This is a genomic window from Mycobacterium sp. (assembly GCF_052143115.1).
In the GTDB taxonomy this organism is placed as follows: Bacteria; Actinomycetota; Actinomycetes; order Mycobacteriales; family Mycobacteriaceae; genus Mycobacterium.
This window is the reverse complement of the sequence record NZ_JBKQTQ010000129.1, coordinates 1-15,122: the sequence shown is the minus strand read 5'-3', so window position 1 is coordinate 15,122 and position 15,122 is coordinate 1. Positions and strand designations below refer to the sequence as shown.

The 15,122-nt window shown below is 67.1% G+C and carries 14 protein-coding genes and 1 pseudogene; 6 read left to right on the top strand and 9 right to left on the bottom strand.

All coding sequences use genetic code 11. The features are described 5' to 3' along the window. The 3 genes from ACLQI9_RS14095 to ACLQI9_RS14085 all read right to left on the bottom strand — a co-directional run. Positions 1-957 (bottom strand): wax ester/triacylglycerol synthase domain-containing protein (locus ACLQI9_RS14095; RefSeq protein ID WP_442391788.1); only part of this gene is annotated, 957 nt, incomplete at its 3' end. Between the two features lie 312 nt (positions 958-1,269). Then, positions 1,270-1,911, bottom strand: a complete 642-nt coding sequence (locus ACLQI9_RS14090; RefSeq protein WP_442391787.1) for a PaaI family thioesterase — start codon at positions 1,909-1,911, stop codon at positions 1,270-1,272. Then, positions 1,908-3,206: an adenylosuccinate synthase gene (locus ACLQI9_RS14085; RefSeq protein ID WP_442378444.1), complete on the bottom strand. Its 1,299-nt coding sequence runs from the start codon at positions 3,204-3,206 to the stop codon at positions 1,908-1,910. Before ACLQI9_RS14085 ends, ACLQI9_RS14090 begins: the two co-directional genes overlap by 4 nt. A 268-nt stretch (positions 3,207-3,474) precedes the next feature. Here ACLQI9_RS14085 and ACLQI9_RS14080 point away from each other — a divergent pair, with 268 nt between their 5' ends. The 3 genes from ACLQI9_RS14080 to ACLQI9_RS14070 all read left to right on the top strand — a co-directional run bounded on the left by ACLQI9_RS14080 (position 3,475) and on the right by ACLQI9_RS14070 (position 5,975). Next, on the top strand, positions 3,475-4,101 hold the full coding sequence (locus tag ACLQI9_RS14080; RefSeq protein ID WP_442391789.1) for a peptidase M50: 627 nt from the start codon (positions 3,475-3,477) through the stop codon (positions 4,099-4,101). Positions 4,102-4,157: 56 nt separating this feature from the next. After that, positions 4,158-4,937: a site-2 protease family protein gene (locus tag ACLQI9_RS14075; protein ID WP_442378443.1), complete on the top strand. Its 780-nt coding sequence runs from the start codon at positions 4,158-4,160 to the stop codon at positions 4,935-4,937. 138 nt (positions 4,938-5,075) lie between these two features. Then, positions 5,076-5,975, top strand: a complete 900-nt coding sequence (locus ACLQI9_RS14070; protein ID WP_442378442.1) for a cation diffusion facilitator family transporter — start codon at positions 5,076-5,078, stop codon at positions 5,973-5,975. 6 nt (positions 5,976-5,981) lie between these two features. On the opposite strand, the gene ACLQI9_RS14065 is transcribed toward ACLQI9_RS14070, so the two are convergent. After that, complete coding sequence (locus ACLQI9_RS14065) at positions 5,982-6,398, bottom strand: DUF3151 domain-containing protein (protein WP_442378441.1); 417 nt, start codon at positions 6,396-6,398, stop codon at positions 5,982-5,984. 170 nt (positions 6,399-6,568) lie between these two features. Between ACLQI9_RS14065 and ACLQI9_RS14060 the strand changes: the two genes are divergently transcribed. Together ACLQI9_RS14060 and ACLQI9_RS14055 are read left to right on the top strand one after the other, a co-directional pair. Next, the gene (locus ACLQI9_RS14060) at positions 6,569-8,020 is read left to right on the top strand and encodes an RNA-guided endonuclease InsQ/TnpB family protein (RefSeq protein ID WP_442391786.1); all 1,452 of its coding nucleotides are present in this window, start codon (positions 6,569-6,571) and stop codon (positions 8,018-8,020) included. A gap of 103 nt (positions 8,021-8,123) precedes the next feature. Then, positions 8,124-8,993, top strand: coding sequence for an Rv0361 family membrane protein (locus ACLQI9_RS14055; RefSeq protein WP_442378439.1), 870 nt, complete (start codon positions 8,124-8,126; stop codon positions 8,991-8,993). A 16-nt stretch (positions 8,994-9,009) separates the two neighbouring features. On the opposite strand, the gene fbaA is transcribed toward ACLQI9_RS14055, so the two are convergent. Then, positions 9,010-10,047, bottom strand: coding sequence for a class II fructose-bisphosphate aldolase (gene fbaA / locus ACLQI9_RS14050; RefSeq protein WP_442378438.1), 1,038 nt, complete (start codon positions 10,045-10,047; stop codon positions 9,010-9,012). Positions 10,048-10,169: 122 nt separating this feature from the next. Between fbaA and ACLQI9_RS14045 the strand changes: the two genes are divergently transcribed. Further along, on the top strand, positions 10,170-10,853 hold the full coding sequence (locus tag ACLQI9_RS14045; protein ID WP_442378437.1) for a DedA family protein: 684 nt from the start codon (positions 10,170-10,172) through the stop codon (positions 10,851-10,853). Positions 10,854-10,884: 31 nt separating this feature from the next. Here ACLQI9_RS14045 and ACLQI9_RS14040 read toward each other — a convergent pair whose 3' ends face one another. From ACLQI9_RS14040 to ACLQI9_RS14025, 4 genes and pseudogenes are all read right to left on the bottom strand, one after another. Further along, entirely contained in the window at positions 10,885-12,234 is a 1,350-nt protein-coding gene (locus ACLQI9_RS14040) for a 3-oxoacid CoA-transferase subunit B (protein ID WP_442378436.1), read from the bottom strand. Continuing rightward, positions 12,227-13,348 (bottom strand): glycoside hydrolase family 76 protein, encoded by a 1,122-nt coding sequence (locus tag ACLQI9_RS14035; protein ID WP_442391785.1) that lies wholly within the window; start codon positions 13,346-13,348, stop codon positions 12,227-12,229. The genes ACLQI9_RS14040 and ACLQI9_RS14035 overlap by 8 nt, the downstream gene beginning before the upstream one ends. 25 nt (positions 13,349-13,373) lie before the next feature. Then, positions 13,374-14,018 carry a TrmH family RNA methyltransferase gene (locus ACLQI9_RS14030; RefSeq protein WP_442378466.1) on the bottom strand — a complete coding sequence of 215 codons (645 nt, stop codon included), beginning with the start codon at positions 14,016-14,018 and terminating at the stop codon, positions 13,374-13,376. Positions 14,019-14,149: 131 nt separating this feature from the next. Continuing rightward, a pseudogene (locus ACLQI9_RS14025) lies at positions 14,150-15,027 on the bottom strand (hypothetical protein). Positions 15,028-15,122: the final 95 nt, after the last annotated feature.

Genomic DNA, 15,122 nt, shown 5'->3' with positions numbered 1-15,122 from the left:
GCCGCCCTCGGGCCGGGTGCCGTGCAGCGAGACCGGCACCATCGCCACCAGCGGCGCCCACGGCAGCGCCCCCTTACTGGTCAGATAGCTGCGCAGCGCCCCGGCGCACATGGCGAGCACCACGTCGTTGACGGTGGCGTCGCTCTGCTTGGCGACCAGACGCAGCCGCTCCAACGGCCAGGAGCGCCCGGTGAACGACCGGGCGCCGTCGATCGGCACGTTCAGCATCGTGCGGGGCGCGGCCAGCGACAGCGGCCCGTCGCGGTGGCGCAGCGCTCGCTCGAGCGTGCCGGTCAGCGCGGGCACCAGCCCGGCGGCCTCCCGGGCCGTGCCCCAGGCCTTCGCCACCGCCCAAGACGGCAGCCGTAACAGGTCCAGACCGCCCCGCGGCGAGGCCGGTGCGGGCTCCGATGCAAGCCCGTCTGGCTCCCACAGGGCGGGCCCTTCGCGCCGGCCGGGGTCCGCGCTCAACGCCGCGCGCAGCATCCCCATCGCGGAGACCCCGTCGGCAAGCGCATGGTGGATCTTGATGTACACCGCGTACCGGCCGTCGGCGAGACCCTCGATCAGGTGCATCTCCCACAGCGGTCGGTCGCGGTCCAACGGGGTCGCGTGCAGCCAGGACACCAGCGCCCACAGCTCCGCCATTCCGGCGGGCTGCGGTAACGCCGAATACTGCACGTGGTAGTCGAGCTCGACCTCGCCGCCGGGATCCCAGCCCCACTGCCCCAGCGACGTCACCGACCGGCGGGCCCGCTTGCGCCAAAAGCCGGCCACCTCGTCGCGGCCGACCGCCGCGACGAACATCTCGCGCACGTCCGAAGCGCGGCCGCCCTCAGACGGGGAGAACAACGCCAGCCCGCCCACCTGCATCTGACAATTCTCGGACTCCGCGAGCAGGAAGATCGAATCGGTTGGCGACGTGGGAAAAAGTATCAGGCCAAAAACTCCAAACACACACCGACGGTGCGAGAACGGCGAAAACGGGTTGTGCGAGAGCGCCGGTCCGGCTGGACGAATCGTGCCGATCCAATGCCCAGATCCCACCGAGGGTGCCTTCGCCTCGCATCTCCAGATCGGCGACGATCCCGCTGGTCGCGGTGGCAAACAAACCTCGTTGCAGTCGCCGAGGTTGAGCGCCAGCCCCAGTCCGAAAGGAATGTGACCGCTAGTCGAGAGGGGTGAATTACCGCTGTGGTTAAGGCTACTCCACACGGCGGAGGGTTGTCGCGGTCACAGCCGCAGGCACGCGCAGGCGAGGTCTCGCTATTACGGCTGACCGGGCAGCAACCGCACCATCAGGCCGTTGGCTTCGGCCAGCAGGGTGTCGCCGTCGAGCAGTTCGCCGCGGACAAACGCCTTGCGGCCCTCGGTGGCGACGACATGCCCCTGGACCACCAACGGGGTGTCGATCGGGGTGATCTTGCGGTAATCGACGTGCAGGAAGCCGGTCCGGCTGATCGGCCGGCCGGCGGCGTGCACCACCATCCCGAAGACATGGTCGAACAGCAGCGGAAGCACGCCGCCGTGCACCGCCCCGTTGCCGCCGACGTGGAACCGGCAGAAATTGCCGCGCATCTCCACGCCGTCGGGGTCGAATCTGCTCATCGTCCACGGCGGCAGCAGCAGGCTGCCCATTCCCGGCAATTGCGGCGAACGGCCGGCCGGACCCTGGCCTTCGGGAGCCTGAAACGGCGCGAGCAGCGCGGATAGCGCCTCGGCGCGGTCGGCGGCGTCCTCCCAGACGTCTTCGCTGGGGTCTGCGGACACCGCCAGATCCTGCACCCGTCGCATGGCATTGACGAACCGGCCGAAACCCGGCCCCGGGCTAGCGGCCCCGTATTCCGGAAAGCCGCCGTGATGATCGTAATCGGGGTCGAGTTGTTCTGGGCTCTGCGAAGACTCGGTCACCGGCGCGCCGTCAGCACGTCGCGGCGAACGATGGTCTGATCACGGCCCGGGCCGACACCGATACACGAAACATGTGCTCCGGCAAGCTCTTCCAGCCGCAGGACATAGTCACGCGCCTTGGCGGGCAGATCGTCGAACGTCCGTGCGTCGGAAATGTCTTCCCACCAGCCGGGCAGCTCTTCGTAGATCGGTTCGGCGCGGGCCAGATCGCTTTGAGTCATTGGCATGTCGTGGGTGCGTTTGCCGTCGATCACGTAGCCGACGCACACCGGGACGGTTTCCAGGCTGGACAACACGTCCAGCTTGGTCAGGAAGTAGTCGGTGATGCCGTTGACCCGGGTGGCGTAACGGGCGATCACGGCGTCGAACCAGCCGCAGCGGCGACGGCGCCCGGTGGTCACGCCAAACTCACCACCGGTTTTGGACAGGTATTCGCCGTTCTCGTCGAACAATTCGGTGGGGAACGGGCCGGAGCCAACCCGGGTGGTGTAGGCCTTCAGGATTCCCAGCACGGTGGTAATCCGGGTCGGGCCGATGCCGGAGCCGACCGCGGCGCCGCCGGCGGTCGGATTCGACGACGTGACGTAGGGATAGGTGCCATGGTCGACGTCGAGCAGGGTGCCCTGCGAGCCTTCCAGCAACACAGTTTCGCCGGCCTCCAGCGCAGTGTTCAGCAGCAGCCTGGTGTCGGCGATGCGATGCCGGAAGCCGTCGGCTTGTTCGAGCAGGACCTCGACCAGATGCCCCGGCTCCAGAGCCTTGCGGTTGTAGATCTTGACCAGGATCTGGTTTTTCAATTCCAGTGCGGCTTCGATCTTGTGGGTCAGCAAATCCGGGTCGAGCACGTCGGCGACCCGGATCCCCATGCGCGCAATCTTGTCCTGGTAGCACGGCCCGATGCCGCGGCCGGTGGTGCCGATCTTCTTGCTGCCCATATAGCGCTCGGTCACCTTGTCGATGGCCACGTGGTAGGGCATCAGCAGATGCGCGTCGGCGGAGATCAGCAGCTTCGAGGTGTCGATGCCGCGGTCCTCGAGGCCCTTCAGCTCGTCGAGCAGCACGCCGGGATCGACCACCACTCCATTGCCGATGACGTTGGTGACGCCGGGCGTCAGCACACCCGACGGAATCAGGTGCAAGGCGAAGTTCTCACCGGTGGGCAACACCACGGTGTGTCCGGCGTTGTTGCCGCCCTGGTAGCGCACCACCCACTGGGCGCGGCCGCCGAGTAGGTCGGTGGCCTTGCCTTTGCCCTCGTCGCCCCATTGGGCGCCGATCAGGACGATTGCCGGCATGGCGTTTCTCCCACTGGTATGTCCTGCTTATTGTGGTCCAGCCGGTGACCCACATTAGCCCAGCTGTTTGCGACGAGGCCCGTCCGGCGACGATACGCGCCGGCAGGCGCGAGGAGGAGGCGGACAAATAACCGCCCGCGCGACGATGCAGGCCGCCCAACGGCATGATGAGGAGGCGGGCAAATTGAACCGCCCGCGCGACGATGCAGGCCGCCCAGCGGCCTGGGGAGGAGGCGGGCAATTGAACGCCTCCGACATCGCCGTGCTGATGTTCGGCGACTTGCCTCTGCCTGGTCGGCTGACCGGACTGCCCGCGGTGCGCATCGACGATCGAGCGGATGCAAAAGTCTTGGCGGCCGCGATCGCCGGAGTCAGACGGGTGGTGGTGGTCGGCGTCGACGCCGACCTGGCGACCGTGCTGACCCGGCTGCTGCGGGCCGGACGCCTCAACGTCGAGGTCGGCTATGCGCCGCGGCGGCGCACCGCCGCCACCCGGGTTTACCGGGTGCCGGCGGGTCGCCGGGCGGCCCGCCGGGCGCAGCGCGGATCGGCTCGGCGGGTGCCGCTGATCCGCGACGAAACCGGAACGGCGATCGTGGGAGCAGCCCACTGGCGGCCAGCCGGCGACGCGCAACTCTTGCATGGCGAGGCCGTCGTCGACGACGCTGTGCTCTTCGACGGCGTTGTTGCCGGGGTGAGGATCGAGCCGACGGTCGCACTGCCGGGTCTGCGGGCGCGCGTGTGGGGCGGCCGGTCGCGCCGTTGGCTGGCAGGGCGAGCGGCGCAGCTGGGCAGCACCGGTGCGGCCGTGGACCGCGACGGTGTGCCGGCGCTCAAGGCGACGCGCCGGTCGACGATCTATCGGAACACCGAGGGTTGGTTATTAGTCCGGTGACGAGCGCCGCGCGGGGCGAGGAGCCGGACCGTCATCCCAGTCGGTAGTTTCGTCACGTGAGCGCCCGTGAGTTGCGCCAATCGGTGCGGCCGAGCCCGATCTTCCTTGCCATCGTTGGCCTGACGGTGTTCGGCGGCGCGCTGGCTTGGTGGGACGGCGCCGACCTGGGTGCGCTGGCCTATGCCGGAGTGTTCATCTTCGTGATCGCCGGCTGGGTCGTATCGCTGTGTCTGCACGAATTCGGCCACGCGTTCACGGCGTGGCGATTCGGCGATCGTGACATCGCCGTGCGCGGCTATCTGAGCCTGGATCCGCGGCGCTACAGCCACCCGATGCTGTCGCTGGGTCTGCCGATGCTGTTTATCGCGCTGGGCGGCATCGGCTTGCCCGGCGCCGCCGTCTATGTGCGGACGTCGTTCATGACGGCCGCGCAGCGCACGCTGGTGAGCCTGGCCGGGCCGGCAGCCAACCTGCTGCTGGCGGTGCTGCTGCTGGCGGCGACCCGGTGGCTTTACGACCCGGCACACCCGGTGCTGTGGGCCGGGGTGGCCTTCTTGGGCTTCCTCCAGGTCACCGCGGTACTGTTGAACCTGCTGCCGATCCCCGGGCTGGACGGCTACAACGCACTGGAGCCGCACCTGAGTCCGGAGACCCAGCGTGCGCTGGAACCGGCCAAGCAGTTCGGCTGGCTGATTCTGCTGGTGATCCTCTTCGCACCGCAGCTGAACCGGTGGTTTTTCGGGATGGTCTTCTGGTTCTACGAGCTGTCCGGGGTGCCGAGCACCTGGGCGCTTGCCGGCATGCGACTGACCCAGTTCTGGCACGCCTGGTTCTGACGCAGGGCTGATGTAGCCGCGCCGAGATCGACGCCAGCGCGGAAAAATCGCAGAAACGATGCACTGACGTCGATCTCGGTGCTGGAGGTTAGCCGTCACGCTTGCGATATATGCGTAATACTGCATATATTATCGGACATGGGTGCCGGCCACAGTCACGCGAACACCGATGCCAGCGATGGCCGGATGGTCTCGAAGATGGCCATTGCCACCGCGATGCTGGGTGGGTTCTTTGTCGTGGAGCTGACCACCGCGCTGGTGATCGGCTCGATGGCGCTGCTGGCCGACGCCGGCCACATCCTGACCGACGTGGCGGCCACTTTCATGGGGCTGTGCGCTTTGGTGCTGGCCCGGCGCGGCAGCTCGTCTCCGGGCCGCACCTACGGCTGGCACCGCGCCGAGGTGTTTACCGCGGTGGCCAACGCAGTGCTGCTGATCGCGGTGGCGGCGATCATTCTCCGCGAAGCGATCGCGCGGCTCGGCCATGCGCCGGAGGTACCAGGGGTACCAATGATCGTCGTGGCGCTGGCGGGGCTGGCCACCAATGTGGCGGTAGCGCTGCTGCTGCGGTCGCACTCGACGGAGAGCCTGGCCGTCAAGGGCGCCTACATGGAGGTCATCGCCGACATGGTCGGCAGCGTCGGTGTGCTGATCGCCGGTCTGGTCACGATCACCACGCACTGGCCCTACGCCGACGTGGTGGTGGCGGTCCTGATCGCGCTGTGGGTGCTACCCCGGGCGTTTTCACTGGCCGTCGGCGCATTGCGCATCCTGTCGGAGGCGTCGCCCAGCCACATCGACGTCGAGGAGCTGCGTACGGCGCTGCGCGCCGTCGACGGCGTGACCGACGTGCACGACCTGCACGTCTGGACGCTGGTGCCCGGTAAGGACATGGTGACCGCGCACCTGGCCAGCCAAGGCGACTCGGCGCGGGTGCTCGACGGCGCACGCGCGGTGCTGACTGCGCACGGATTGGACCACGCCACCATCCAGGTCGAGCCGCCGGGCCGTATCGGTGATTGCTCGGCCAGCTGTTAGCCCGGCTCAGGTGAGCCCGAGTGCGGTGCGGGCAGCGGGGTCGCAATCGTCGAGCAGGTCCAGGCACCGGGTCTGCTCGTCGGTTTCGCCGATGGCGTCGGCCGCCCTCGCCAGCGCGGCCACGCAGCGCAGAAAACCGCGATTCGGCTCATGGGCATACGGCACGGGCCCGAACCCCTTCCAGCCGTTGCGCCGCAGCTGGTCCAGGCCGCGGTGGTAGCCGGTGCGGGCGTACGCGTAGGCGGTGATCGCCTTGTCGTCGGCGAGCGCTTCTTCGGCCAGGGCTGCCCAGGCTACCGAGGCCGAAGGATGTGCGGCGGCAACGACGGCCGGGTTCTCGTTGGCCAGCAGTTCGGCCTCGGCGTCGGTGTCGCCGGGCAACAAGATCGGATCCGGTCCCAGAAGATCACGCATGGGCGTCATGCCGCTATTGTGCCGTGCGCCGCCGCCGCACCAAACCTGGGCCTGGGCCGCTAGCGCGGTGTCGGACAATCGGATTGATACCGGCGCCGGCGCCCCGGATTCGGATCACATGACGCCTGACGGTGATCAGCGGCCCGACATGCCGCCGACGGTTGTCGGTGGGTGGTGGGATGCTCACCGGTGAGATGAGCCGGCACACCACGTTCAGGTTCTGCCTCGACCCGACGGCCGAGCAGCAGCAGGTGCTGGCCCGGCATGCCGGGGCGGCCCGGTTCGCGTTCAATCAATGCTTGCGGATGGTGAAAGGCACACTCACTCAACGCAAGACCGACCCGAAAGTCGATGTGTTGTGGACGGGATTTGATCTGATCAACGCGTTCAACGCATGGAAGAAAACCGAGGAAGCGGGCCGGACATTTACCGTCAACACCGCTGGCAGCGCCGAGGTGGTGGTGACCGGATTGCCGTGGCGGGCCGAAGTGTGCCAGCAGGTGTTCGAAGAAGCCGCCGTCGACTGCGGCCGCGCCCTGGCCGCCTGGTCGGACTCGCGCTCCGGCAACCGCAAAGGCGCAAGGGTCGGCTTCCCCCGCTTCAAGAAGAAAACCGCCGTGGCGGCCTCGTTTCGGCTGCGCAACAAGCACTCCAAACACCGCCAGCCGATGATACGGGTAGGCGACCACGACCAGCCCCGCTCGATCACTCTGCCCGGGATCGGACAGATCGGCGTGTGCGATGACACACGCCGATTGCGGCGCATGCTCGCTAAGGGCAGGGCCAAGATTCTCTTCGCCACGATAAGCCACCAGGCGGGGCGGTGGCGGGCGTCGCTAAATGTGGAGGCCGCCGACCTGCACCCCACCTACAAGCACGCTCCGCGCAATCCGTCAGATGATGGCGGCTGGGTCGGCGTTGATCGGGGTTTGTCGGCGTTTGTGGTCGCCGCCGACGCCGACGGCCACGAAGTTGCTCGCGTCACCGATGCCCCCAGGGCGTTGGCCGCGGGAATGAAACGCCAACGACGGTTGGCGAAATCGTTGTCGCGCAAGCAAAACGGATCCCGTAACCGCTGTGACGCCGCAGTCAGGCTGAGGCGTCATCACTATCACATCGCCAACGTGCGCCGCCATTTTCTCCACCAGGTTTCCAACGCGCTAGTCAAGGCCCACGACCGGCTCGTGATCGAAAACCTGAACGTGACCGGGATGCTGGCTAACCGTCGCCTGGCTCGAGCCATCTCCGATGCGGGCTGGGCGGAGTTCTCCCAACTGCTGGGCTACAAACAGGCCTGGCGTGGTGGCGAAGTCATCCCTGCCGATCGGTGGTACCCGTCAAGCAAACTCTGCGCGGCCTGCGGTTCTATCCGTCGCGATCTGACGCTGGCCGATCGGGTGTTCGCCTGCGGCTGCGGACATTCCGCCGACCGCGACACCAATGCGGCGACCAATCTGGCCCGCTGGGGCCAGGCCCACCACGGTCTGCCCATCGATCCCCGGACCCCCAAGCAACGGGGCCGGGCTAACAATGCCCGCCGACGGGACGGCGCTGACCAGCACTCCTCGTGTGCCGGTATAACCATCCCGGATGACGCGGGAACCGACGTTCACACCGCATCAGCGGGCTGAACCGACGACGCCCGAGAAGGGCGGTGCCCAACGCTCGATAGAGTTGTTCGACACGCTTTAAGCTGCAATACGTATTTCGACAGCGAAGAGGACACCAGCGCTTATGCCGAATCCCTCAGGGCCTGACCCCGACCACAAGTCGAATGCGCCGGGGTTCGATCCAGACGCCGTCGATCGAGGTCCCGCGACCGACCCGGCGGAATCCGACGCTGACGACACCGAACAGCTCGTCGGCCCCGATGACGATCCCACCGAGAGCTACCGGGCCGAGCCCGCCACCGAGGCGATGGCCAAGACCCCGCGCGAGCAGGATGCACCCAAACCGCGGATTCCGCTGGGTGAGCGTCGCTTCACTGCCCCGGGGTTCGACGCCAGGGAGACTGCGGTCATCAACGCCGCCAACGAGCCCGCCACCGAGGCCTTCGAGAGCGGCCATCCGCCGTCTGGATCGAACGCAACACGGCCGCGAACCGCGATGCCGCAGCTGATTCCGCCTCGGCTGGGCGCCAAGCTGCGGCCGTCGACCCAGCGCAGCTGGGGTTGGGTACTGGCGTTGATACTGATCATCCTGGCGTTGGCGGCCGTCGCAGTGCTGGGCACGGTGCTGATGACCCGAAGCAACAAAAGGCCGAACGCCTCACAAGAAGACCAGGTTCGCAGCACCATTCAGAATTTCGATGTCGCGGTGCAGAACGGCGACCTATCCACGCTGCGCGGCATCACCTGCGGCACCATGCGCGACGACTACGTCAACTACGACGAACGCGAATGGAACGACACTTATCGTCGGGTCGCGGCGGCCAAACAGTATCCGGTGGTCGCCAACATCGACCAGGTTGTCGTCAACGGAAACCACGCTGAGGCCAACGTGACCGCGTTCATGGCCTACGCGCCGCAGGTCCGCTCGACCCGCAGCTTCGACCTGCAGTACCGCGACGACCGGTGGAAGATCTGCGAGGCCAGCACGGGTTGATCCCGCGCTGGCGGCTTCACCCTGCGCTGACGGCCTTGCCCGCGCAGTGCAGGTCGTTGCAGGCCTCGATGACCCGCTCGGTCATCCCCGCCTCCGCCGCCTTGAGGTAGCTACGCGGGTCGTAGACCTTCTTGCTGCCCACGTCGCCGTCCACCTTGAGTACGCCGTCGTAGTTGGTGAACATGTGACCGGCGATCGGGCGGGTGAACGCGTACTGGGCGTCGGTGTCGACGTTCATCTTCACCACCCCATAGCCCAGCGCCTCTTCGATCTCCGACTTCAGCGAACCCGACCCGCCGTGGAACACGAAGTCGAACGGCTTCGCGTCGTCGGGCAGCCCCAGCTTGGCCGCCGCTACCTTCTGGCCCTGGGCCAGGATGTCGGGGCGCAGCTTGACGTTGCCGGGCTTGTAGACGCCGTGCACGTTGCCGAACGTCGCGGCCAGCAGATAATGGCCGTGTTCGCCGTGGCCCAAGGCGTCGACGGTCTTCTCGAAGTCGTCCGGGGTGGTGTACAGCTTCTCGTCGATGGCGCCGACAACGCCGTCTTCCTCGCCGCCGACCACGCCGATCTCGACCTCGAGAACGATCTTGGCGGCCGCGGCCTCCTTGAGCAGCTCCTGGGCGATCTTCAGGTTCTCGTCGATCGGCACCGTGGAGCCGTCCCACATGTGCGACTGGAACAGCGGGTTCTTGCCGGCCGCGACCCGCCTGGCTGAGATCTCCAGCAGTGGGCGCACATAGGTGTCCAGCTTGTCCTTCGGGCAGTGGTCGGTGTGCAGCGCGATGTTGATCGGGTACTCGTCGGCGATGACGCGGGCAAACTTGGCCAGCGCCACCGCGCCGGTGACCATGTTCTTCACCCCCAACCCTGAGCCGAACTCCGCACCACCCGTCGAGAACTGGATGATGCCGTCGCTGCCCGCGTCGGCGAAGCCCTTGATGGCGGCGTTGATGGTCTCCGAGGACGTGCAGTTGATCGCCGGGAAGGCGTACGACTTCTCCTTGGCACGTCGCAGCATCTCGGCGTAGACCTCTGGCGTTGCGATGGGCATGAAGCTTCCTTCCTGACGTGTGCGATCAGTATCGCAACACAGATTCTGGTCGGCAGCCCGACCGCCCCCGCAAGCTGCGCCTGGTAAAGACCCGTTGAATTTCGCCGGTATCTTGGAACACCGTGAACACCACGGTAGCGGCCATGCCCAACCTGCTCGACCCGATGTACTGGTTGGGCGCCGACGGCGTGTTCGGGCATGCGGTGCTGCCCGGCATCCTGCTCATCGTCTTCGTCGAGACCGGTCTGCTGTTCCCGCTGCTGCCTGGTGAGTCGCTGCTGTTCACCGGCGGCCTGCTGGCCGCGAGCACGCACCCGCCGGTCAGCATCGAGGTGTTGGCCAGCTGTGTCGCGGTGGTCGCGGTGCTGGGCGATCAGACCGGGTATTTCATCGGGCGGCGGATCGGCCCGGCGCTGTTCAAAAAGGAAGACTCGCGCTTCTTCAAGCAGCACCATGTGACGGAGTCGCACGCGTTCTTCGAGAAATACGGGCCGATGGCCATCATCATGGCCCGGTTCATGCCGTTCGTGCGGACGTTCACCCCGGTGGTGGCCGGGGTGTCCTACATGCGCTATCCGGTATTCCTCGGGTTCGACATCGTCGGCGGCATCGCCTGGGGTGCGGGCGCGACGCTGTTGGGCTACTTTCTCGGCAACAACGAGTTCGTGCACAACAACCTGGAAAAGATCATCCTGGCCATCTTGTTCGTGTCGATGTTGCCCGCCTTCATCTCGATGGCACGGATTTACCTGAACCGTCGCCGCGAACGTGAGAAAGCCAAGCAGCGCCTACCGGTCCCCGAGTAGCCCGCCATCGATTGCGCGGCGCTGCGGGTGATCAGACGGCGACCTTGAAGTCGCAGCCGGTCTTGGCCCGCACGTCGGCGACCGTCACCCCCGGGTGTAATTCGGTGAGCGTGAGTCCGTGTTCCGGCTCGACGTCGAACACGCACAGGTCGGTGATGATCATGTCCACCACGCCCTTGCCGGTGACCGGCAGCGTGCATTGCTTGAGGATCTTCGGGCTGCCATCCTTCGCGGTGTGATCCATCACGACGATCACTCGCTTGACGCCCGACACCAAATCCATAGCGCCGCCGGGTCCTTTCACCATCTTGCCCGGCACCATCCAGTTGGCCAGGTCGCCGTTCTCGGCAACCTCCAGGCCGCCCAGGATGGACAGATCGATGTGGCCGCCGCGGATCATCGCGAAGGCGTCGGCGCTGCTGAAAAAGCTTGACCCGGGAAGGCTGGTGACGGTCTGTTTGCCGGCATTGACGAGATCGGGGTCGACACCGTCTTCGGTCGGGTAGGAACCGATGCCCAGCAGGCCGTTCTCCGACTGCAGCGTCACGTTGATGTTGTCCGGGATGAAGTTTGCCACCAACGTCGGAATGCCGATGCCCAGGTTTACGTAGTAACCGTCCCGCAATTCCTGGGCGGCACGCTGGGCCATCAGCTCGCGAATCGGGCTGTCGTGCTTTATTGCGGCGCCGCCGCTGGTGGTGCGGAATTCGATGCGCTTCTCGTAGTCGCGGCCCTCGATGATGCGGTCCACATAGACGCCCGGAGTATGGATCAGGTCGGGGTCGAGGTCGCCGACCTCGACCAGTTCTTCCACCTCGGCCACGGTTACCGCGCCACAGGTGGCGATCATCGGGTTGAAGTTGCGCGCTGTCTTCCGGTAGATGAGGTTGCCCGACGTGTCCCCCTTCCACGCCTTGACGATCGCCAGGTCGGCGCGAATGCCTTCTTCCAGAACGTATTCGGTGCCGTCAAAGACCCGGGTGTCTTTGCCTTCGGCAAGATTAGTGCCGTAGGCAGTGCGGGTGTAGAAGCCGGGAATGCCTGCGCCGCCGGCGCGCAACTTCTCCGCGAGGGTGCCCTGCGGCGTCAGGACAAGGTCCAGCTCTCCGGCCAGCACCTGACGCTCGAATTCCTTGTTCTCCCCGACGTAGGACGCGATGACCTTTTTCACCTGCCGCGCCTTGAGCAGCAGGCCCATGCCGAAATCGTCTACGCCGGCATTGTTTCCGACGATGGTGAGGTCCTTGACGCCGCTGTCCACGAGGGCCTGGATCAGATTCTCCGGGATCCCGCAGAGGCCGAACCCGCCGGCAGCGATGATCATACCGTCTCTCAGCAGGCCGTGCAGCGCCGACTCGGCGTCGGGGTGGACTTTACTCATCGGTGGTCCTCTCGTTGTTGGTCACTGCATGCGCGGCCTCCATCAGCATCCAACCCGATAGTTGCACTGACAGATCGCGTTCGGCTATCTCCGACTCGGTGACCGCCCCCTCGACGAACTCGGCCTGCTGGTCGCCGGCGGTGGGCAGCTCGGCGGGGCGATCCCAGAACGGCCCGAACAGCGGCAGCCCTTGCACCGACTGCCGGTTGTTCCACGCCGATTGCGCCGAGGCCAGCACGATTTCGCGGGCGGTTTCGCGGGCCGCGGCGTCCGCGGCGGACTCCCCCGGCAACGTAGTGGCGACCAAAGCCAGGTAGCGAGCGGTGATTCCGGCGAACAGCCCGCCGTCACCACCGCCGGCGCCGCGCAACACCCCGGCCGGCGCCATGTGCTCGTCAACGGCGGCGACCAGGCGATGCACCCGTGGCGCGTGCCGCTCGTCCTGGGTGCGTGCGGCCAGCTCGGTCTCCAGGCCCAGCACCACGCCCTGGCAGTAGGTGTACTGCGCGCGGACGAGTGACCCGGCCTTGATGCCGTCGAACACCAGGTGCGTGTCGGGGTCGATCAGCGTGTCGTCGATCCAGTCGGCCATCTGCTGGGCCCGTCGCAGCCGGTCGCCATAGCGCGCCAGGAAGATCCCAGCCGGGCCGTTGGCCGGGGCGTTGAAGAATTGGTCCTGCTTGCGCCACGGGATGCCGCCGCCGTCCTCGGGTACCCACGCTTTGACGAATTGGTCGTTCAACTTGTGCAGCGCGCGTTTGCGCTCCACGCCGGCGATCCGGGCAGCCCGCTCCAGCGACAGCGCCAGCCAGGCCATGTCGTCGTAGTAGCTGTTGACCCAGGATCCGTTGTTGCGCAGCCGGTGCGAGCGGATCTGCCTGGCGATCTTGATGCGCCGCTCCGGCTGCGGGTCGCGCAGCTCCGCGTCGACCAGGCAGTCGAGCAGATGCGCCTGCCACCAGTAATGCCAGCCGCCGAACCATCGGTCCCGCCGGGTCGGCGGCCAGGCCACCACGCCGAGTTGGGTGCCCGGCAGCGCCCAGAGCCGTCTCAGATGGCGGCCGCTGACGGCGGCTTCCGCACTGACCGCCCGGTTGACCCATACCTGATCCATGTCTGCAGATCCTGCCCTACTCGCCCTACCAGGCCCTCGCGATGTCTCCGTGTTGGCTGATCCAGGCATGCATGGCGATCCCCGCCGCCACCGCGACGTTGATGCTGCGCGTCGACCCGAACTGGGCGATCGAGACGATCAGCGAAGCACCCGCGCGGGCGTCGTCGCTGATGCCGGGGCCTTCCTGGCCGAACAGCAGCAGGCAGTTCCGCGGCAGCGTGGTCTGTTCGAGCCGCGCCGCGCCCGGCACGATGTCGACGGCGACCACCGCCAGGCCCGCTCCCGCCGCAAAGCCCAGCAAGTCGGCGACGCTGTCGTGATGGCACAGCCGTTGGTAGCGGTCGGTGACCATGGCGCCGCGGCGGTTCCAACGGCGCCGCCCGACGATGTGGACGGTGTCCACGGCGAACGCGTTGGCGGTGCGCACCACCCCACCGATGTTGGCGTCATGACCGAAGTTCTCGATCGCCACATGCAGCGGATGCCTGCGCTTGTCGATGTCGGCGACGATCGCCTCACGCGTCCAGTACCGGTAGGCGTCGACGACGTTGCGGGTGTCGCCGTCGCGCAGCAGCGCCGGGTCATAGCGCGGGTCGTCCGGAGGCGGCCCGACCCAGGGGCCGACTCCGCTTGCCGGAATACCCCATTCGGTGGGACCTGGCTCGGTCACTGCCTCGCGACGATGCGGGCCGGAACGGCCCGAGGAGGAGTGGGGCGAATCGGTCACTGCCTCGCGACGATGCGGGCCGGGACGCCCCGGGGTGGGGTCCCCGCGCAGCTGGGGAGAGCGGGGCACATCATTCATTGCGTGGTCCAGACTGCCGCGTGGGTTCCCACAACCGCAATGGTCGCGTACAGCAGCGCCTCGTTGATATCGCCCTGGGTGCACAGCGACGCGCTGACATGCACGGCGTCCAGCGACGCTTCGGGCAGGATCAGCACGGACGACCCGTAGGCCGAGCAGGCCGGGCTCAGCCCGAGGGGAGGCAGTGTCGGGGCGGCGAGCAACATCATCGGCCCGCCGCGAGCCGCGGAGTCGTCTCGGTATTTCGCGGCGATGGTGTCGGCGTCCAACCCGAGCAGCATGTAGCCGCTGCCGCTGAATGCGCCCGGGTCACCGAGCGAGGCCTGGGTCAGCTGGGTGCCGTCGGCTCGCCACACGGCCACGCTGGTGGTCTTGACCACCAAGCCGGTGTCGTTCTGCTTCGTCGGCAGCACCCCGACCGGGAACGCCGCCGGGTAGGCCGCGGCGGTGTCGGCGATCCGGTCGCGGGGCGAGTACAGGTGCACCCCGCGCACCGCGCTGCGGTCCGACAGCGGGCCCAGGCACACCGTACCGGTCAGCCGTTTGCCCTCAGGTGCGGAAAGCGCTTGGATGACAACATTTTCACGTTGTCGCAGCTGCCGATGCCGGTGGCCTCCATCGGGTGCGCCAGCGCCCCGTAGAGGCCGAACCGGACGTCGCGGGGATCGGCATGGGCTTTGGCGGGATCGGTCGGGGCCGCGTCGACGTCGACCAGCACGTAGTTGTCTTGCTAGCCCAGGTTGGACATCCACGTGTTCCAGCCCAGCACCGCCAACGATTCGCCGAGCCGGGCGGTCAGCGCGCCATAGACCCGGTCCTTGTGATGCGAACCCGAGCAGGCCGCGCAGCATGCCACCGCCAATGCCGCGACCATCGCGATGAGAGTCCGCACGGTGACTAACGCGCGACGGCCGGCTCAGCCACCGGCCAGCCCCAAATCCGCCAGTCTCAACACACTGCGGTACGGCA

Excerpts from the sequence above, each read along its gene's own strand:
- ACLQI9_RS14035 (WP_442391785.1), bottom strand. The coding sequence starts at position 13,348 with ATGGATCAGGTATGGGTCAACCGGGCGGTCAGTGCGGAAGCCGCCGTC.
- ACLQI9_RS14060 (WP_442391786.1), top strand. The coding sequence starts at position 6,569 with ATGCTCACCGGTGAGATGAGCCGGCACACCACGTTCAGGTTCTGCCTC.
- ACLQI9_RS14040 (WP_442378436.1), bottom strand. The coding sequence starts at position 12,234 with ATGAGTAAAGTCCACCCCGACGCCGAGTCGGCGCTGCACGGCCTGCTG.
- ACLQI9_RS14070 (WP_442378442.1), top strand. The coding sequence starts at position 5,076 with ATGGGTGCCGGCCACAGTCACGCGAACACCGATGCCAGCGATGGCCGG.
- ACLQI9_RS14055 (WP_442378439.1), top strand. The coding sequence starts at position 8,124 with ATGCCGAATCCCTCAGGGCCTGACCCCGACCACAAGTCGAATGCGCCG.
- ACLQI9_RS14085 (WP_442378444.1), bottom strand. The coding sequence starts at position 3,206 with ATGCCGGCAATCGTCCTGATCGGCGCCCAATGGGGCGACGAGGGCAAA.
- ACLQI9_RS14065 (WP_442378441.1), bottom strand. The coding sequence starts at position 6,398 with ATGACGCCCATGCGTGATCTTCTGGGACCGGATCCGATCTTGTTGCCC.
- fbaA (WP_442378438.1), bottom strand. The coding sequence starts at position 10,047 with ATGCCCATCGCAACGCCAGAGGTCTACGCCGAGATGCTGCGACGTGCC.
- ACLQI9_RS14080 (WP_442391789.1), top strand. The coding sequence starts at position 3,475 with ATGTTCGGCGACTTGCCTCTGCCTGGTCGGCTGACCGGACTGCCCGCG.